Source organism: Amycolatopsis sp. NPDC058278 (assembly GCF_042881395.1).
Classification (GTDB): domain Bacteria; phylum Actinomycetota; class Actinomycetes; order Mycobacteriales; family Pseudonocardiaceae; genus Amycolatopsis.
The window spans coordinates 1-17,414 of record NZ_JBHVXZ010000166.1; the positions used below are offsets into that span (position 1 = coordinate 1).

The window sequence follows — 17,414 nt, forward strand, 5'->3', positions numbered from 1 at the left end:
CGGGGCGCCCCCCCCCGGGGGTTCCTCTGAGCGACAACATCAACTAACACTGACGCCGCGCGGGCCCCGGGCCGGCGGGGCCCGGGGCCCGGGCCGCCTCGCACTACGTCCGGTAGCGGAACAGGATCCGTCCCCGGTTCAGGTCGTACGGGCTCAGCTCCACCAGGACCCGGTCGAACGGCAGGATCTTGATGAAGTTCTTCCGGATCTTCCCGCTGATGTGCGCGAGCACCTTGTGCCCGTTCTCCAGCTCCACCCGGAACGTCGCATTGCGCAGGCACTCGACGACGGTGCCCTCGACTTCGATGCCGGCTGTGTTCGCCATCAGCGCAGCACCAGCTCGACGTTGCCGCCCACCAGGCGGGCTCCGGCGCTCTCGAACAACGCGATGGCCGCCGGGTTCGCTTCGTTCACTTCGGCCGTGGCCGCCTGAGCTCCCTTGCGGTGCAACGCATCCAGCACGTGGGTCAGCAACGCGCGGCCGATCCCGGACCGCTGCCGGTCCGCGCGGACCGCGAGCAGGCCGATCCGCGGCTGCCGCGTCACCGCCGCCAGCCTGAGCAGGCCCACGTAGTCACCCCCGGACTCCGCCACCGTGTACTTCGTGAGGTCCAGGACGTCCGGGCGCGGCAGGATCTCCGCCGGCATCTCCGGCCAGCCCACCGTCGCCGAGACTTCGGCGCGGATCGCGTCGTCGAGCGAGCGCAGGGCCCGCTCGTCGGACGGCGGCCCGATCGTCACACCCGGGAGGACGGGAACCGGGCCCGGTGCCGTGGGGACCACGTACTCCCGCTCACGGCGTCGCGCGGTGAACCCGGCCGATTCCCAGCGGGACCGGAGCTCGGTGTCGGCTTCGTCGACCACTGTGTACAGCGGCCTCGGCAGTGCGGGCAGCATGTCGGCCGCGAGCCGCGCGAAGCCCGCGTGGTCCCACGTGTCGATGCTGAGGAAGAGGCGTCCGTCCGGTCGCCGGAACGCTTCCCCGCGGCCGGCCACGTCCGGCCGTTGGTGCAGATAATCCATGGTGTCGCCTTTCGGGAGACGGTCGAAGCGCTCCCGGCGACACCTTGCGTCAGCCGCCCGCCCGTGACGACGAGGGGGAGCACCCACTGCGTACAACGTTCACGGGTCTCACCTCCTCGGGCCGGGTCACGGTCAGGGGCAAGCTATCAGCCCCGCGCGCGTCCCGCCCACTCCTTTTCCGCATGGGACCCCGCAGACCGGTCAGGAATCGAGAAGCGCCGGTCGGCGGCCCGGACCTAGCGTTACCGGCATGACGAACATCGAAACCATCACCCTCGAAGTTGCCGACACCGCCGCCGCCGAACGCTTCTACGCCGACGCCTTCGGGCTCACCACCCAGCTGCGGTTCCGGGCCTCGGACGCGCCGAGCGACGGCTTCCGCGGGTACACCCTCTCCCTCACCGTGCCGCAGCCCGCCGACGTCGACTCCCTGATCGAGACCGCCCTGAAGGCCGGGGCCACCACGATCAAGCCCGCGACCAAGTCCATGTGGGGCTACGGCGGCACCGTCCGGGCGCCGGACGGGGCGATCTGGAAGCTCGCGACCTCCGCCAAGAAGAACACCGGCCCGGCCACCCGCAAGATCGACGCCATCGTGCTCCTGCTGGGCGCCGCCGACGTGGCCGCCAGCAAGAAGTTCTACCTCGACCACGGCATGACCGTCGGGAAGAGCTTCGGCAAGATGTACGTCGAGTTCGACGCCGGCGAGAGCCCCGTCAAGCTGGCGCTCTACCGCCGCAAGGCGCTCGCGAAGGACGCCGGCGTCGCCCCCGAGGGCAGCGGCTCGCACCGGATCGCGGTCGGCGGCGCGCCCGCGGCGTTCACCGACCCGGACGGGTTCGCCTGGGAGACCACCGCTTCCGCGAACCTCTCCTGAGCACCGATCAGCCGCGCAACAGGTCGGCGACGGCGGCGATGCCGGGGGCGATCGCGTGGTCCGGGGTGTCGCCGAACCCCAGGATCAGCCGCGGCGGGCGCGGCCCCGGCGTCGCGTGCAGCCCGGCCAGGCCGTAGAGCCCGACACCCCGCTGCCGGGCCTGGTCGATCACCCGCTGCTCGTCGGCCCCGTGCGGCAGGTGCAGGACGGCGTGGAACCCGGCGGCGAGCCCGGTGACGCGCAGGCCGGGCGCGTGGGCGGCCAGCGCGTCGACGAGCGTCCGGCGCCGCGCGGCGTACTCGGCGCGGACACGGCGCAGGTGCCGGTCGTAGCGCCCGGACTCGATGAGCAGCGCCAGCGCCAGCTGGTCGAGGCCGGGGCTCCCGCGGTCGGTGACGAGCTTGTCGCGCGCCAGCGCGGGCACGAGGCGTTCCGGGGCGACCAGCCAGCCCAGGCGCAGGGCCGGCGCCAGCGACTTGCTGACCGTGCCGAGCGAGACGACGTGGCCGGGGTCGAGGCCCTGCAGCGAGCCGACCGGGTCGCGGTCGTAGCGGAATTCCGCGTCGTAGTCGTCTTCGATGACGAGGCCGTCGCGCCGGCGGGCCCACGCGAGCAGTTCCTGACGGCGGTGCCCGGCGAGCACCACGCCGGTCGGCCACTGGTGTGCCGGGGTGACCAGCACGGCTCGCGCCCCGCTGCGGTCGAGGGCCTCGACGTCCAGGCCGTCTTCGTCGACCGGGACGGGTACCGCGGCCAGGCCGGCGGCGGCTGCCTGGCTCGTCGTCGACCGGACGGCGCCGGGGTCCTCGAAGGCCAGGGTGACGCCGTCGGCGGCGAGCGCCCGCAGCACCAGCCCGAGCGCCTGCGCCATCCCGGTGCAGACGACGACCTGCTCGGCCGAGGCCGCGACCGCCCGCACCCGGCGCAGGTACGCCGCGAGCACCTCCCGCAGCTGCCGCTCGCCGATCGGGTCGCCGTAGTCGAACGCGGTGTTCGGCGCGGTGCGGCAGACCTCGCGGATCGCCCACGCCCAGTCCTCGCGGGGTGCCAGGCGGAGGTCGGGCACGCCGTGGCGGAAGTCGGCGATCGCGGGCCGTGGCGGCGTCCGCGGGCTCGGCGGCGGTGGCGCGGCCCGGCGGGCGACCGCCGCCACGCGCGTGGCCGATCCGGGCCGGCTGGTCAGGTAGCCCTCGGCCTGCAACTGGGCGTAGCAGTCCTGGACCAGGCCGCGGGACAGGCCGAGGGCACGGGCGAGTTCACGGGACGACGGCAGCCGCTCCCCACCCGCCAGGCGGCCGCCGCAGATCGCGTCACGCAGTTGCCCCTCGAGCTGCGCGCGGAGCCCGTCGCCGCTCTCGCGGTCGATCGTGAACAGCAGCTCCGGACCCGAACCGGCCCACTCCACAGGCATGGAACTGGACCTTACCGGTGACCCAGTTGGCTTCTAGCGTTCTCGGCATGACCGTCGACCTGCAGCTGTCCCCCCGGCTGGTGTCCCGCGCCCTGCTGGTGCGCTTCGTCTCGATCATCGGCTCGGCGATCGGCTTCTTCCTGCCGCTTTCGGTGGTGCCGCTGTTCGCGAAGCAGGCCGGCTCGGAAGCCGGCGCGGGGCTCGCGACGGTCGCGTTGCTGCTGGCCACCGTGGCCGCCGAGCTGGTGACGCCGCGGCTCGTCGCCCGCGTCGGCTACCGGTGGGCGCTGGGCGCGGGGCTGATCCTGCTCGGGGTGCCGACGCTCGTGCTGACCTTCAGCGACGACATCCGCGTGATCATCGCGGTCAGCGTGGTGCGCGGGATCGGGTACGCCATCGCCGTCGTGGCCGGCGGGGCCGTCACCGCCCTGCTGATCCCCGCGGACCGGCGCGGGGAGGGCCTCGCGCTCGTCGGGATCGTCGGCGGGATCCCCAGCCTGCTCGCGTTGCCGGCCGGCGTGTGGGCGGCGGCGCACTGGGGCTACGCACCGGTGTTCGTGGTGACGACCGTGGCGACCCTGCTCGCCCTGCTGTCGGTGCCCGGCCTGCCGCGGCACTCCTTCTCCGCCTCCGCGAAGGAAGCCGGCGTGCTGGCCGGCCTGCGCAACCCGGTGCTGACCCGGCCCGCGACGCTCTTCGCGGTGTCGGCGGCCGCGGTCGGCGTCCTGGTCACGTTCCTCCCGCTGGCCGCCGCGGACCAGCCGGCCTGGGTCGCCGCGAGCGCGTTGCTCGCCCAGCCGGCGGCGGCCACCGCGGCGCGCTGGGTCGCCGGGCGGATCGGCGACCGCCATGGGCCGGCGTGGCTGCTGGTGCCGGGGCTGCTGCTGTCCGCGGTGGGCATGGCGGGCCTCGCCTTCACCGCCACGCCGGCCGCGGTGATCGGCGGGGCGTTCGTGTTCGGCGCCGGGTTCGGCGCGCTGCAGAACGCGACGCTGACGCTGATGTACGCCCGGGTGCCGGCCGGCGGCGAGAGCGCGGTGAGCGCGATCTGGAACGCGGCCTACGACCTCGGCATGGCGGCCGGCGCGCTGGGCGCCGGGCTGGTGATCAGCTCCGCCGGGTACCCGGTGACGTTCGCCCTCACCGCCGTGGCGATCCTGCCGGCGTTGCTGCTGGCGCGGCGCGACCGGCGTCCCTGACGCAAACTGTTCCCGTGCCCGAACTCCCCGAAGTGGAACTCGCCCGGCAGGTCCTCGCCGGCGCGCTCGGCCGGGAGATCCGCTCGGTCGACGACCACGACGACTGGGTCTGCCGTCCCCACGCACCCGGCGACATCGCCACGGCGTTGCGGGGCGGCCGGCTCACCGAAGCGCACCGGCGGGGCAAGACCCTGTGGTGCGAAACGGAAGGCGGCGACGGGCGGCCCGGCCCGCACCTCGGCCTGCACCTCGGGATGGCCGGGCAGCTGCGGTTCGCGGGCGAGAGCGGACCGCCCGGCCCGCAACGGTTCCGCGGCCGTTCGGAGAAAGCCGAGTGGTTCCGGTTCGGGATCACTTTCGCCGACGGCGAACAGCTGCGCCTGTTCGACACGCGGCGGCTCAGCCGGGTGCGGCTCGACCCGGACCTCGACGCGCTCGGCCCGGACGCCGGGGAGGTTTCGCGCCGCGACTTCGCCGAGCGCGTCGGCCGCGGGCGGGCGCCGCTGAAGGCACGGCTGCTGGACCAGTCGGTGGTGGCCGGGATCGGGAACCTGCTGGCCGACGAAACCCTCTGGCAGGCGGCGCTCTCCCCGGCGCGGCCGGTGCACGAGCTGACCGCCGACGACCTCGCGAACCTGCACAAGGCACTGCGGAAGGCGTTGCGCGCGGCGATCCGCCACGGCGGCGTGCACACCGGCGAGATCATCGGCCACCGGCGGCCGGGCGACCACTGCCCGCGCTGCGGCGCGGAGATGCGCCACGGCACGGTCGGCGGCCGGTCGACCTGGTGGTGCGCGAAGGAGCAGGCTTAGCGCGGGCCCAGTCCGGTGCGGCCGTCGAGCAGCTCCCGCACCACGTCCAGGTGGCCGGCGTGCCGCGCCGTTTCCTCGATGACGTGCAGCACGACTGCGCGCAGGTCGGTGATTTCGTCCCCGAGCGGGCCGGGGTGCCGCCCCCGCGGCGGCGCGGACAGCGGCGTCGCGGCGAAGATCTCGTCGGACCGGCGGCACTGTTCGCGGTAGCGGGCGAAGACGGCCTCCGGGCTTCGCGGCGCTGGTCCGCCGGGCAGCGGATCCGCGGTGCCGGTGACGATCTCCTGGAACCAGTGCCGTTCCGCGTCCCCGAGGTGTTCCACCATGCCCAGCGGGGTCCAGCCGGACGGGAGGACCGCCGTCGTCAGGGCTTCCTCGCCGAGGCCGTCGAGGATCGCCAGGACGCTCTCGCGCTGGGCTCGCAGGAACGTCAGCAACGTGCTCTTTTCGCCCACGGTCGCGGACCTTAGCGGGCGACAGCGCACTCTCGCGGGCGGTTTTTGTCGGGGGTTGCCGGTACCGTCGCGGACATGGCAACACTGGTCACCTTCCACGCCCACCCGGACGACGAGTGCCTCCGCACCGCGGGCGTCATGCGCAAAGCCGTCGAAGACGGGCACCGGGTCGTGCTCGTCGTCGCCACCAAGGGCGAGGTCGGCGAGGTACCCGACGGATTCCTCGCCGAGGGCGAGAAGCTGGAGGACCGGCGCGTCCAGGAGGCGCACGCGGCGGCGGAGATCCTCGGCGTCGAGCGCGTCGAGTTCCTCGGCTACCGCGACTCGGGGATGATGGGCGAGCCGACGAACGACGACCCGGCGTGCTTCTGGCGCGCCGACGTCGAAAAGGCGGCCGAGCAGCTCGCGGCGATCCTGCGTGAGGAGTCGGCCGACGTCCTGACGGTGTACGACGACAACGGCGACTACGGCCACCCGGACCACATCCAGGTCCACCGCGTCGGCCTCCGGGCGGCCGAGCTGGCCGGCACGTCCCGCGTGTTCCAGGCGACGTTCAACCGCGAGTTCATGCAGCGCGGCTTCGAAGCGGCGGTGGAGCAGGGTCTGATGCCCCCCGAGGCGGCGCCGAAGCCGCCGGAGAACGTGGAGTTCGGCAAGCCGGAGGCGGAGATCACGGCGGCGGTCGACGTGGCGAAGTACGCGGCGGTCAAGCGGGCGGCGATGCGCGCGCACCCGAGCCAGATCAGCGAGGACATGTTCATGCTGGCCATGCCGGACGAGGCGTTCACCTTCGCCTTCGGCACGGAGTGGTTCATCCGGTGGGGCGAGGGCCCGGGAATCACGGAGACAGACCTGATGGCCGGCCTCTGACCACCAAGGCCCCCGGCCCGGCGGTACGCGGGTCGTCCCGCCGATCACGCGGGACGACCCGGGTCAGGTGAGCACCGCCGTCACGTCCAGCTCCACCAGCTGGCCCGGGTAGCCCAGCTGCGCGACCCCCAGCAGCGTGCTCGCCGTGGTGAACGCCGGGCCGATTCCGGATGCCGTCAAGCGGTCCCAGACCGAGGAGAGCACCGCCCGGTCCGCCGTCACCACGTAGATCACCGTGCGGACCACGTCCGATGGTGCGGCTCCCGCGAACTCCAGGGCCGCCGCCGTGTTGGCGATGACCTGGTCCGTCTGGGCCAGGACGTCGCCCTCGACCACCGTGCCGTCCGGGGTCAGGGGGCACTGGCCCGCCAGGTACACCGTCCGGGATGCCGATGCCACCGTCACGTGGTGGTAGCCCGGTGTCGTGTGCAGGCCGGGCGGGTTCTGCCGTTCAATGGTCACAGCCGCATCTTCGCCGCCGCGGCAACCGGATTTCGCGGGGAGGGCTCGTGCGCAGGACCATCGACTGGGCCGACGGCGCCATCGTCGTCATCGACCAGACCGCGCTGCCCGGTGAGTACCGGCTCCTCGAGCTGAGGACCGTCGGGGAGCTCGTCGACGCCGTCAAACGGCTCGCCGTCCGGGGCGCGCCCGCCCTCGGGGCCGCCGGGGCGCTCGGCGTTGCGCTGTCCGCCCACCTGAACAGCGATGTCCGGAAGGACGCCGAACTCATCGCCCACGCGCGGCCCACCGCCGTCAACCTCGCCTGGGGTGTCGAACGCGCGCTCGGGAAGCTCGGCCAAGGGGCAGACGCCGTCCTCGCCGAAGCTCTCGCCCTGCTCGACGAGGACGAACTGCTCAACGAGACGGCCTCGAAGCACGCCGCCGAGATCGTGCTCGCCGAATGCCCGCGACGGCCGCTGCGGCTGCTCAGCCACTGCAACGCCGGGCGCCTGGCGACCGTCGGCTGGGGCAGCGCCCTCGGTGTCGTCTGGCACCTGCACGAACGCGGCCTCGTCGAAGAAGTCCTCGTCGACGAGACGCGCCCGCTGCTGCAAGGCGCCCGCCTGACGGCGTGGGAGCTCGCCCAGGCGAAAGTGCCCTACCGCGTGCAGCCCGACAGCGCCGCGGCGGCCGCCATGGCTCGCGGGATGGTCGACTGCGTGCTCGTCGGCGCCGACCGGATCGCCGCGAACGGCGACGTCGCCAACAAGATCGGCACCTACGGCCTCGCCATCGCCGCCCGGCACCACGGCGTGCCGTTCGTCGTGGTCGCGCCTTCGTCCACTGTGGACAGCAAGCTCGCGGACGGCACGGGCATCGCCATCGAGGAACGCGACGCCCGCGAGCTCACCGGCTACGCCGGGGTGCCGATCACGCCACCGGGCACGCAGGTCTTCAACCCCGCCTTCGACGTCACCCCGTTCGAACTCGTCACGGCCGTGGTCACCGAGCACGGCCGCTTCACGCCCTAGGGACGCGGGCCGATCTCGCGGCCGCCGTCGGTGACCGTGATCGCCATCGCCGGGCAGGAGTCCGCCACGTCGAGGACGGTCTCGTCGGCGTCGACCGACGAGGTCACCGGGTGCGCCACCGGGCCGTCGAGGGTGAACACCTCCGGCATCAGGGCCGCACACATCCCCGACCCGATACAGGTGTGTTCATCGACTTCCACGTGCCAGCTCATGCATCACCATCCGATCGGCATCGACCGCGGTCCGCGGACGAGCATCTGCGTCTTCCACACGATATCGCCGGCGAGGTGCAGCCCCGGCAGCTCGGTGACCAACGCGCGCAGCGCCTCCTGCAGCTCCAGCCGGGCCAGGGGCGCGCCGAGGCAGTGGTGGACGCCGTGGCCGAAGCCCAGGTGGTGGTTCTCCGGGCGGTCGAAGCGCAGCTCGTCCGCGTCGGCGAACTGCAGCCGGTCGCGGTTGGCCGCACCGACCGCGACCAGCACCGGCTCGCCTGCCCGGACCAGCACCCCGCCGACCGGGACGTCTTCGGTGGCGTAACGCGGGAAGCCCGCGCCGGCGCCCAGCGGCACGAACCGCAGCAGTTCCTCGACCGCGGCCGGGATCAGGCCCGGCTCGGCGCACAGCCGCTCCCACTGCGCGGGCTGGTCCAGCAGCGCGTAGACGAAGTTCGGGATCTGGCTCGCGGTGGTCTCGTGGCCGGCGACGAGGATGCCGACGCACAGGTCGACCAGCTCCAGCTCGGTCAGCCGGTCGCGGACGTCGCGGGCTTCGATCAGGGCCGTCATCAGGTCGTCCTGCGGCCGCTCGCGGTGTTCGGCGATCAGGCCGCGCATGTAGTCACGCAGCTCTTCGCGGTTGCGCTCGAACTCCTCGGGTGTCAGCCCGCTCGTGGACAGCGCCGCGTCGCTCCACACGCGGAACTTCGGCCGGTCGGCGACCGGGACGCCGAGCAGTTCGCAGATCACCGCGACCGGGATCGGCAACGCGTAGGCGTCGACGAGGTCGGCGGGCGCGCCGGCCGCCTTCATCTCCGCGATCAGTTCGGCCGCCAGGGAGGCGACGCGCGGCCGGAGCTGCTCGACGCGGCGCATGGTGAACGCCTTCGCGACCAGCGTCCGCAGCCGCGTGTGGTCGGGCGGGTCCATCTGCAGGATGCCGCCGTCGCGCACGACCGGCGAGCGGCGCGGGGCGTCCTTCTCCTTCTCCATCGCCCGGGAGAACCGGCGGTCGCCCAGCACCAGCCGGGCGTCGGCGTAGCGGGTGGCCAGCCACGCCGGCTCCCCGTAGGTCATCTTCACCCGGACCAGGCCGTCGGCTTCCCGCGCGGCCGCGTACGCCTCGTTCAGGTCGAGCCCGGCCTCCTCGTTGAAGGGGTACGCGAGCGGTTCGGTGTGGGTGGCAGTCATCCGGAAACCCCCGTGCTCCTGGTTGTAAGCAGCCGCTTACAACGCTACACAGTTTCTCTCCACCTGTCACGATCCGCCATTGCTCAGTCACCGGATCATAGGTTACGGTGACCTAGGTGTGGATCGAAATCCTGCTCCTGGCGAAGCTGGCCGTCGAGCCGAAACACGGCTACGAACTGCGCAAGGCCGTGGAGGCTTCCACCGGCCACACCCTGTCGAACAACTCGCTCTACCCGACCCTGCGGCGCTTCGTCGACGCGGGCGCGGTGAGCCGCAGCGCGGAGGAGCAGGCGGCCAAACCGCCGCGGCACGTCTACACGATCACCGAAGTCGGGCGGGAACTGCTGCACGACCTGCTCGCGGACTTCCCGGTCGAGCTGGCGCTCAACGAGCCCGAGTTCCTGGCCCGCGTCGGGAACTTCGCCTGGCTGCGCCCGGCGGAACGAGCGCGCGTGCTCGAGATCCGGAGAGCCGCGCTGACCGCCGAGCGAGCCCGGCTCACCGGGCTCGCCGCCGGGCAGGCCGATCCGTGGAGCCGGGCCGCGCTGCAGCACGTGCTCGGGAAGTTCGACGCCGAACTCCGCTGGCTCGCCGACCTCACCACCGATCCGAGGGAAGACGCATGACCACCACCGAAGAGACACCTCGCCTCCCCTTCGCCCGCGCGAACGCGCTCGCGATCGCCCCGGACTACGCGGTCCTCCGGCGGCAGGCGCCGGTGACCCGGGTGCTCACGCCGGCCGGCGACCCGGCCTGGCTGGTGACGTCCTACGAGGAGGCCAAGGAGGTCTTCCGCGACCGCCGCTTCGGCCGGTCGCACCCGGCGCCGGAACAGGCGTCGCGCATCTCCTACGCCGCGGTGCAGGACGGCCCGAGCGGCGACTTCGAGAACGAAGAGCGCGACCACAAGCGGATGCGCCGGATGCTGGCGCCCGCGTTCTCCGCGCCCCGGATGCGCGCCCTCGGCGACCGCATCGCGGAACTGACCGACCGCTGTCTCGACGACCTCGAGGCCGCGCGCGCCGCGCACCCCGGCGAGCCGGTCGACCTGACCGACTTCCTCGCGTTCCCGCTGCCGGTGCTGGTGATCTGCGAACTGCTCGGCGTGCCGTATGCGGACCGGGAGCACTTCCGCGCGCTGTCCGAGCGGATCGCGGTGATGGACGGCGGCGAAGACGCCCAGGCGGCGATGGCCGAGTTCATGGCGTACATGACGAAGCTGGCCGACGCCAAGCGCGCGGACCCGCGGCCCGACGTCATCTCCGACATGGTCGCGGTCCAGGCCGAAGACCCGGCCTTCACCGACGAGGACCTCGCCCGGATGGGCGCCGGGCTGCTGTTCGCCGGCCACGAGACGACGTCGACGCGGATCGCGATGGGCACGCTGTTCCTGCTCAGCGACCCCGCCCGCCGCGACCGGTTCGCCGCCGACCCCGACGGCGAAGTGAACCAGACCGTCGAGGAGATCCTGCGGCTCACCGCGACCAGCGGCACCGGCCTGCTGCGGTACGCGCACGAAGACGTCGAGATCGCCGGGACGCGGATCATGCGCGGCGACGCCGTGCTGATCTCCAGCGACGCGGCCAACCGGGACGCGGCGGTGTTCGCCGACCCGGACGGGTTCGACCCGGACCGGACGCCGAACGTGCACCTCGCCTTCGGCACCGGCGCCCACGTCTGCATCGGCGCCAACCTCGCCCGCACCGAACTGCGGACGGTGTTCCCGAAGCTGTTCCGCCGCTTCCCGGGCCTGCGGCTCGCCGTCGGGCTCGACGAGATCCCGGTGCGCACCAACCGCGTGGCCGGCGGGGTCGAGCGCGTGCCCGTGGAGTGGTGAGCCGATGAAGATCACCGTCGACACGGGAAGCTGCGTCTCCTCCGGCCAGTGCGTGCTGCTCGCGCCCGAGACGTTCGACCAGAACGAGGACGACGGCGCGGTCGTCCTCCTCGCCGAGGAGCCGCCCGCCGGCGAGGAGGAGGCGGTCCGGCAGGCGGAACTGACCTGCCCGGCCGCCGCGATCCGCCTGTCCGGCGCCTGAGGGCCTGTCGCGCCGCGTCCGGTTTGCCGGTTAGCCTGCTCCGATGAGTGAGCAGCCTGGCCGCAGACGGGACGCGGCCGCGACGCGGCAGGCGTTGCTCGACGCCGGCGCGAAGCTGTTCGCCGAGCGCGGGTTCGACCGGACGACCGTGCGGGACATCGCCAAGCTGGCCGGAGCGAACCAGTCATTGCTGTTCCGCTACTTCGGCAGCAAGGAGGCCCTGTTCGAGGCGGTCATCGCCCGGTCGGGGCGCGAGCAGCTCGCCGCCACCCCGCCCGAGCGGCTCTTCAGCACGTCGCTGCGCAGCATGCTGGACCCGGTCGGCCAGCCGAACCGAGCGCTGGAGACGTATCTGCGCTCCTCGGGCAGCGACGGCGTCGCGGCCGCGATCCGGCACGAGGTCGGCCGCGAGTACGCCGGGGTGCTCGCCACGCTGACCGACGCCCCGGACGCCGAACTGCGCGCCGACCTCGCGCTCGCCTGGCTCATGGGCATCGCACTGGTCCGCGAGATCTCCGGGCTGGAACCCCTGGCCGGCGCCGATCCCGACGACATCTGCCGGCTCGTCCTCGCCGCGACCAAGACGTTGCTGGAGCGCAGCGAATAGTCACGGGAGCGCGCGCCGCAGCAGTTCCGCCAGGTGCACCGGCGTCCGGCCCGATTCCTGGGCGATCTGCGTCCGGCAGCTGAAGCCGTCGGACACCACCACCGTCTCCGGGGAAGCCGCGCGGATCGCGGGCAGCATCCGGTCCTCCGCCACCGCCTTCGAGACGTCGTAGTGGCCGCGCTCGAAGCCGAAGTTGCCCGCCAGGCCACAACACCCCGAGTCCAGGGTGGTGTTCCGGACGCCCGCGGCCGCCAGCGCGGACTCGTCGGCGCCGAAGCCCAGCACCGCGTGCTGGTGGCAGTGCACCTGCGTGATCGCGTCGACGTCGAGGGCCGCGAACGGGATCGGCGCCCGCGCCAGCAGCTCGGCGAAGGTGAACGTCCGCGACGCCAGCAGCGAAGCACGCGCGTCGCCCGGCATCAGCGCGGGCAGGTCACCGCGGAACAGGGCCGTGCAACTCGGTTCCAGGCCCGCGACCTCGTAGCCGTCCTCGAGGTAGGGCCGGAGCACGTCCAGGGTCCGGTCCAGGACGCGCCGCGCGACGCCGAGCTGGCCCGTCGACACCCACGTCAGTCCACAACAGACGCCGCGGTCCGGCAGCACGACGTCGTACCCGGCCGCGGTGAGCACCTCGTGGGCGGCGTCGAGCACCGAAGGCGTCAGGTAGTTGTTGAACGAGTCCGGCCACAGCACCACCCGCCGCTCCCCCGTCGCCCGGCGGCGCAGGTCGGCTCGCGAGCGGGTGAACGGCGCAGGCGCGAACGACGGCAACGAACGCTCCGGCGCGATCCCGCCGAGCCGTTTCACCAGGCCCGCCAGCCGAGACCGCCCGGCGGCGTTGGCCAGCCGCGGGACGCGTGCGCTGAGCCGCAGCCACAGCGGCAGCCAGCCCATCGAGTAGTGCGACGCCGGGCGCAGCCGCCGCCGGTAGTGCTGGTGCAGGAACTCGGCCTTGTACGTCGCCATGTCGACGTCGACCGGGCAGTCCGACAGACATCCCTTGCAGGACAGGCACAGATCCAGGGCGTCCCGGACCTCGGCCGAACGCCAGCCGTCCTTGATCACCTCGCCGTTGATCATCTCCGCGAGCAGGTGGGCGCGCCCGCGCGTCGAGTGCTGTTCCTCGCGGGTGGCCCGGTAGCTCGGGCACATCACGCCGCCGCCGCTGGTGTTGCGGCACTTCCCCACTCCGACGCAGCGCCGCATCGCCTGGCCGAAATTGCCCCGGTCCTCCGGATAGCCCAGGAAGACCGTGTCCTCGAGGGACGGTGATGTCGACCGCACCCGCAGGTCCGCGTCGACCGGCCGCGGCGCCACCAGGATGCCGGGGTTCATCCGCCCGGCCGGGTCGAAGATCGCCTTGAACCGGGCGAAGACGGCCATCATCTCCGGGCTGTACATGCGGGACAGCAGCTCGGAGCGAGCCTGGCCGTCGCCGTGCTCGCCGGACAGCGACCCACCGTGCGCCGCGACGAGGTCCGCGGCTTCTTCCAGGAACCGCCGGAAGTCCGCCACACCGGACGCCGACAGCAGGTCGAAGTCCAGCCGCAGGTGCAGGCAGCCCTCGCCGTAGTGGCCGTAGACGACGCTGCGGCGGCCGTGCGCCCGCATGAGCTCCTTGAACTCGCGCAGGTACGCGCCGAGCCGCTCGGGCGGGACGGCGGCGTCCTCCCAGCCCGGCCAGGCTTCCGAGCCGTCCGCGAGCCGGGTCGCGAGCCCGGCGCCTTCCTCGCGGATGCGCCACAGTCCGCGTTGCGCGGCCGGGTCGTCGACGATCGCGAAGCCGGTGAGGTCGAGGGACGCGGCCAGTGCCCGGGCCCGCGAAGCCGGGTCGTCGCCGGCCAGCTCGACGAACAGCCACGCCCCGCCCGGCGGCAGGTCGCCGGCCCGGCCGGGGAGCATCGCGACGAGCTCGGCGTCCACGCCTTCGACGGTCAGCGGCGACCACGGCAAAATCGAGGGCACCGCGTCGGCCGCCGCGATGTCGGACGGGAAGCCCAGCACCGCGAGCACCTTGTGGTCCGGGAGCCGGGCGAGCGAAACGGTCGCCTCCAGGATCGTCACGCACGTGCCCTCGCTGCCGACGAGCGCCTTGGCGACGTCGAAACCGTTCTCCGGCAGCAGGTGTTCGAGCCCGTAGCCCGACACCCGGCGCGGCCACGTCGAGAGTTCCCGGCGCAGCAACGCCAGGTTGTCGCGCACCAGCGCGCGCAGCTCGTCGAAGATCCGGCCCTCGGCAGGCTCGTCCGCGCCCACCCGCAGCCGCGTGCCGTCGTAGAGCAGGACCTCCAGCGAGCGGACGACGTCGACCGTGCGCCCCCACGCCACCGAGTGCGAGCCGCAGGCGTTGTTGCCGATCATCCCGCCGAGCGTGCAGCGGCTGTGCGTCGACGGGTCCGGGCCGAACCGCAGCCCGTGCGGGGCCGCGACCGCCTGCAGGTCGTCCAGCACCGTGCCGGGCAGGACCCGCGCGAGCCGCGCGTCCGGGTCCAGGGACAGCACCCCGCCGAGGTGGCGCGAGGTGTCGATCACCACGCCCGGCCCGCACGCGTTCCCGGCGACGCTCGTCCCGCCCCCGCGCGCGATCACCGGCAGGTCACGGGCGCGGGCTTCGGCGACCGCGGCGACCACGTCGTCGACGGTCCGCGGCAGCACCACGCCGCGGGGCACGTGGCGGTAGTTGGACGCGTCGGTCGTGTACAGGGCGAGCGTGGCGGCGTCGGTGAGGATCTCCACGCCCCCATTCAAGTCGACCGGGTACCTCCGCGCCGAACCCGTGCGACGATCCGCGGCATGACGATCGACCTCCACACGCACAGCACGGCTTCGGACGGGACGACGCCGCCCGCCGAACTCCCGCGGCTGGCCGCCGAGGCCGGGCTGACCGCGATCGCCCTCACCGACCACGACACGTTCGCGGGCCTGGCCGCGGCCACCGCCGCCGCCGCGGACGTCGAGGTGGTCCCCGGGGTCGAGATCTCGTGCCGGCTCGACGACGCCGAGGTGCATCTGCTCGGCCTCTTCGCCGGCCCCGGGCACGAGCCCCTGGACGCCGAGCTGGAGCTGATCCGCACCGACCGGGACCGCCGCGGGGTGCGGATGGTCGAACGCTGTCGTGAGCTGGGCGCCCCGATCACCCTCGCGCAGGTGCGGGCGATCGCCGGGGGCGCCCCGCTCGGCCGTCCGCACATCGCCGCGGCGCTGGCCGCGGTGGGGGTCGCCGACGCCTTCACCCCGGACTGGATCGCCGACGGCGGCCGGGCCGACGTGCCGAAGCACGTGCTGTCCGCGGTGGACGCCGTCGCGCTGGTCCGCGCGGCCGGGGGCGTGGCGGTGCTGGCCCACCCGCGCTCGGTCAAGCGGCGCGCTTCGGTCTCCGACACGCAGCTGGCGGCCCTCGGCGAAGCCGGGCTCGCCGGGATCGAAGCGGACCACCCGGAACAGCCGCCCCAGGTCCGCGACCGGCTCCGGGAAGTGGCCGCGGACCTGGGGTTGCTGGTGACCGGCTCCAGCGACTTCCACGGCGACCGCAAGCCGGTCCGGCTCGGCGATTCGACCACCTCGCCCGAGGTGTTCGCGGCCCTCCGCTCCCTGCGGTCGTGAGTCACCCGAGCCGGCGCCCGGCCAGCGCGGCCGCCTCCCGCAGCGGGGTGGTCGCGTTGGCTTCGGCGGCTTCCAGCAGGCCCGCGACGGTCTGCTCGATCGTCTCGACGCGGGCGAGCGCCGCCTCGTGGCCAAGCCCTTCGGCTTCGCGCGAAAGGGTGTAGAGGATGCCGCCCGCGCTCGCCACGTAGTCCGGGATCCACCGCACGCCACGGGCCGCGAGGGCATCGGCGACGGCGTCGTCGGTGAGCTGGTTGTTCGCCGGGCCGACGACGAGCGGCGTGTCGAGCCGGGCCACGGTCTCGGGGCCGAGCACCCCGCCGACCGCCGCCGGGATGACGACGTCGGCGGTGAGGGTGAGCGCCTTTTCCGGCTCGACCCAGGTCAGGCCCTGCTTTTCGGCACCGGCCCGCTTGCCGGGATCGATGTCGGAGACGACGACGTCGGCGCCGGCGGCCTGGAGTCTCGCCGCGAGGTGGGCGCCCACGGAGCCGTAGCCGCTGATCACCACCCGGCGTCCCGTCATGTCCGCCGAGCCCACCGCGGCGCGGAGCGCGGCGAGCACCCCGACGGCGGTCGGGCCGCTGGAGGACCCGGTTCCGCCCGCGGACTCGGGCGTGCAGAACGCGTACGGCGAGGCTTCGCGGAGGACCAGCATGTCGGCCGGGCCGGTGCCCACGTCCGGGCCCGCCTGGTAGCGGCCGCCGAACTCGGCGATCAGGTCGGCGTGGTCGAGCAGGACGGCCCGGCGCTCCTCCGGCGAGAGCACGCGGCCCGGCTCGGGCGCGATGACGCTCTTGCCGCCGCCGAACGCCAGCCCGGCGACGGCGCACTTCGCCGTCATGGCGGCCGACAGGCGGAGGACGTCGCCGACGGCGTCTTCCAGGGTGGCGTAGGGCTTGAAGCGGCAGCCGCCGACGGCGGGGCCGAGCGCGGTCGAATGGATCGCGACCATGGTGGGGATGCCGGATCGACGGCCCCGGCGGACTACGAGCTGCTCATGTGCGGTCATGAGGGCCGAAGTTAGAGTGACCGTCGGCAGCGGAGCGTGGCTGCCGAACGAAATTCGGCATGGATGCGGAGGACCCGGTGCTGGACGAACTTGATTCGGCGATCGTGCGGCTGTTGCAGGAGGACGCGCGCCAGACCAACCGGGACATCGCCCGGAAGGTCGGCATCGCACCCTCGACGTGCCTCGAACGCATCCGGCTGCTGCGCGAACGCGGCGTCATCCGCGGTTACCACGCCGACGTCGACCTGGCGAGCCTCAACCGCGGCGTCCGGGCCCTCGTCACGGCGCAGGTCCGGCCGCTGAGCCGGGCGGTGATCGATTCCTTCCAGCGGTCGATCGCCGAACTCCCGGAAGTGCTCTCGGTGTACGTCACGGCGGGAAACGACGATTTCCTGATCGAAGTGACCACCCCGGACATCGACGCGTTGCACGCGTTCCTGACCGACCGGCTGGCCTTGCGCCGGGAGATCGTCGGGTTCCGCACGTCGATCGTTTTCCGGCACCTGCGGAAGACGACGCTTGAACCGCTTCCCTAGACGAGTAATGCGTAACTCGGTTAGTGGTCGTAGGCGGTCAGGGATCGGGTGATGGGTTGGCTGGTGGCGCGGTTGTGCCAGATGGCGGC

The 17,414-nt window shown here is 73.2% G+C and carries 20 protein-coding genes; 11 read left to right on the plus strand and 9 right to left on the minus strand.

Annotated features, from left to right (window positions below; all coding sequences use genetic code 11):
• Positions 1-103: 103 nt before the first annotated feature.
• Both infA and ACFVYA_RS45090 read right to left on the minus strand, forming a co-directional pair.
• The gene (infA, locus tag ACFVYA_RS45085; RefSeq protein ID WP_103337604.1) at positions 104-325 is read right to left on the minus strand and encodes a translation initiation factor IF-1; all 222 of its coding nucleotides are present in this window, start codon (positions 323-325) and stop codon (positions 104-106) included.
• Positions 325-1,023, minus strand: coding sequence for a GNAT family N-acetyltransferase (locus tag ACFVYA_RS45090; protein WP_387054135.1), 699 nt, complete (start codon positions 1,021-1,023; stop codon positions 325-327). Before ACFVYA_RS45090 ends, infA begins: the two co-directional genes overlap by 1 nt.
• 250 nt (positions 1,024-1,273) lie before the next feature.
• Here ACFVYA_RS45090 and ACFVYA_RS45095 point away from each other — a divergent pair, with 250 nt between their 5' ends.
• The gene (locus tag ACFVYA_RS45095) at positions 1,274-1,900 is read left to right on the plus strand and encodes a glyoxalase (protein WP_285985444.1); all 627 of its coding nucleotides are present in this window, start codon (positions 1,274-1,276) and stop codon (positions 1,898-1,900) included.
• Positions 1,901-1,907: 7 nt separating this feature from the next.
• Here the strand turns inward: ACFVYA_RS45095 and ACFVYA_RS45100 are convergent, their stop codons facing one another.
• Entirely contained in the window at positions 1,908-3,311 is a 1,404-nt protein-coding gene (locus ACFVYA_RS45100) for a PLP-dependent aminotransferase family protein (protein WP_387054137.1), read from the minus strand.
• Between the two features lie 47 nt (positions 3,312-3,358).
• Between ACFVYA_RS45100 and ACFVYA_RS45105 the strand changes: the two genes are divergently transcribed.
• Together ACFVYA_RS45105 and ACFVYA_RS45110 are read left to right on the plus strand one after the other, a co-directional pair.
• Entirely contained in the window at positions 3,359-4,510 is a 1,152-nt protein-coding gene (locus ACFVYA_RS45105; RefSeq protein ID WP_387054139.1) for an MFS transporter, read from the plus strand.
• A gap of 14 nt (positions 4,511-4,524) precedes the next feature.
• Positions 4,525-5,322, plus strand: coding sequence for an Fpg/Nei family DNA glycosylase (locus ACFVYA_RS45110; RefSeq protein ID WP_387054141.1), 798 nt, complete (start codon positions 4,525-4,527; stop codon positions 5,320-5,322).
• Here ACFVYA_RS45110 and ACFVYA_RS45115 read toward each other — a convergent pair.
• Positions 5,319-5,777, minus strand: coding sequence for a DinB family protein (locus ACFVYA_RS45115; RefSeq protein ID WP_387054143.1), 459 nt, complete (start codon positions 5,775-5,777; stop codon positions 5,319-5,321). The two genes, ACFVYA_RS45110 and ACFVYA_RS45115, sit on opposite strands and share 4 nt — an antisense overlap.
• Before the next feature lie 75 nt (positions 5,778-5,852).
• Between ACFVYA_RS45115 and ACFVYA_RS45120 the strand changes: the two genes are divergently transcribed.
• Entirely contained in the window at positions 5,853-6,647 is a 795-nt protein-coding gene (locus ACFVYA_RS45120) for a PIG-L family deacetylase (RefSeq protein WP_387054145.1), read from the plus strand.
• 63 nt (positions 6,648-6,710) lie between these two features.
• Here ACFVYA_RS45120 and ACFVYA_RS45125 read toward each other — a convergent pair whose 3' ends face one another.
• Positions 6,711-7,109 carry a RidA family protein gene (locus tag ACFVYA_RS45125; protein ID WP_285985450.1) on the minus strand — a complete coding sequence of 133 codons (399 nt, stop codon included), beginning with the start codon at positions 7,107-7,109 and terminating at the stop codon, positions 6,711-6,713.
• A 47-nt stretch (positions 7,110-7,156) separates the two neighbouring features.
• Between ACFVYA_RS45125 and mtnA the strand changes: the two genes are divergently transcribed.
• A complete protein-coding gene (mtnA, locus tag ACFVYA_RS45130) occupies positions 7,157-8,122 on the plus strand; it encodes an S-methyl-5-thioribose-1-phosphate isomerase (RefSeq protein ID WP_387054148.1) in 966 nt (321 codons plus the stop codon).
• Here mtnA and ACFVYA_RS45135 read toward each other — a convergent pair.
• Positions 8,119-8,334, minus strand: coding sequence for a ferredoxin (locus tag ACFVYA_RS45135; RefSeq protein WP_014467553.1), 216 nt, complete (start codon positions 8,332-8,334; stop codon positions 8,119-8,121). The two genes, mtnA and ACFVYA_RS45135, sit on opposite strands and share 4 nt — an antisense overlap.
• Before the next feature lie 3 nt (positions 8,335-8,337).
• On the minus strand, positions 8,338-9,528 hold the full coding sequence (locus ACFVYA_RS45140; protein ID WP_387054150.1) for a cytochrome P450: 1,191 nt from the start codon (positions 9,526-9,528) through the stop codon (positions 8,338-8,340).
• A 116-nt stretch (positions 9,529-9,644) separates the two neighbouring features.
• Between ACFVYA_RS45140 and ACFVYA_RS45145 the strand changes: the two genes are divergently transcribed.
• From ACFVYA_RS45145 to ACFVYA_RS45160, 4 genes are read left to right on the plus strand one after another with little or no spacing between them, the layout of a single operon-like run.
• Complete coding sequence (locus ACFVYA_RS45145) at positions 9,645-10,154, plus strand: PadR family transcriptional regulator (RefSeq protein WP_387054152.1); 510 nt, start codon at positions 9,645-9,647, stop codon at positions 10,152-10,154.
• On the plus strand, positions 10,151-11,365 hold the full coding sequence (locus ACFVYA_RS45150; protein WP_387054154.1) for a cytochrome P450: 1,215 nt from the start codon (positions 10,151-10,153) through the stop codon (positions 11,363-11,365). The genes ACFVYA_RS45145 and ACFVYA_RS45150 overlap by 4 nt, the downstream gene beginning before the upstream one ends.
• A gap of 4 nt (positions 11,366-11,369) precedes the next feature.
• The gene (locus ACFVYA_RS45155) at positions 11,370-11,567 is read left to right on the plus strand and encodes a ferredoxin (RefSeq protein ID WP_387054156.1); all 198 of its coding nucleotides are present in this window, start codon (positions 11,370-11,372) and stop codon (positions 11,565-11,567) included.
• A gap of 43 nt (positions 11,568-11,610) precedes the next feature.
• Positions 11,611-12,174 (plus strand): TetR/AcrR family transcriptional regulator, encoded by a 564-nt coding sequence (locus ACFVYA_RS45160; RefSeq protein ID WP_285985457.1) that lies wholly within the window; start codon positions 11,611-11,613, stop codon positions 12,172-12,174.
• Here the strand turns inward: ACFVYA_RS45160 and ACFVYA_RS45165 are convergent, their stop codons facing one another.
• The gene (locus ACFVYA_RS45165; protein WP_387054158.1) at positions 12,175-14,910 is read right to left on the minus strand and encodes an FAD-binding and (Fe-S)-binding domain-containing protein; all 2,736 of its coding nucleotides are present in this window, start codon (positions 14,908-14,910) and stop codon (positions 12,175-12,177) included.
• A gap of 57 nt (positions 14,911-14,967) precedes the next feature.
• Between ACFVYA_RS45165 and ACFVYA_RS45170 the strand changes: the two genes are divergently transcribed.
• Complete coding sequence (locus ACFVYA_RS45170) at positions 14,968-15,777, plus strand: PHP domain-containing protein (RefSeq protein ID WP_387054160.1); 810 nt, start codon at positions 14,968-14,970, stop codon at positions 15,775-15,777.
• 1 nt (position 15,778) lies between these two features.
• Here the strand turns inward: ACFVYA_RS45170 and ACFVYA_RS45175 are convergent, their stop codons facing one another.
• Positions 15,779-16,789, minus strand: coding sequence for a Glu/Leu/Phe/Val dehydrogenase dimerization domain-containing protein (locus ACFVYA_RS45175; protein WP_387054162.1), 1,011 nt, complete (start codon positions 16,787-16,789; stop codon positions 15,779-15,781).
• An 80-nt stretch (positions 16,790-16,869) separates the two neighbouring features.
• Between ACFVYA_RS45175 and ACFVYA_RS45180 the strand changes: the two genes are divergently transcribed.
• The gene (locus tag ACFVYA_RS45180) at positions 16,870-17,325 is read left to right on the plus strand and encodes an Lrp/AsnC family transcriptional regulator (protein ID WP_103337692.1); all 456 of its coding nucleotides are present in this window, start codon (positions 16,870-16,872) and stop codon (positions 17,323-17,325) included.
• The last annotated feature ends 89 nt before the right edge of the window (positions 17,326-17,414 follow it).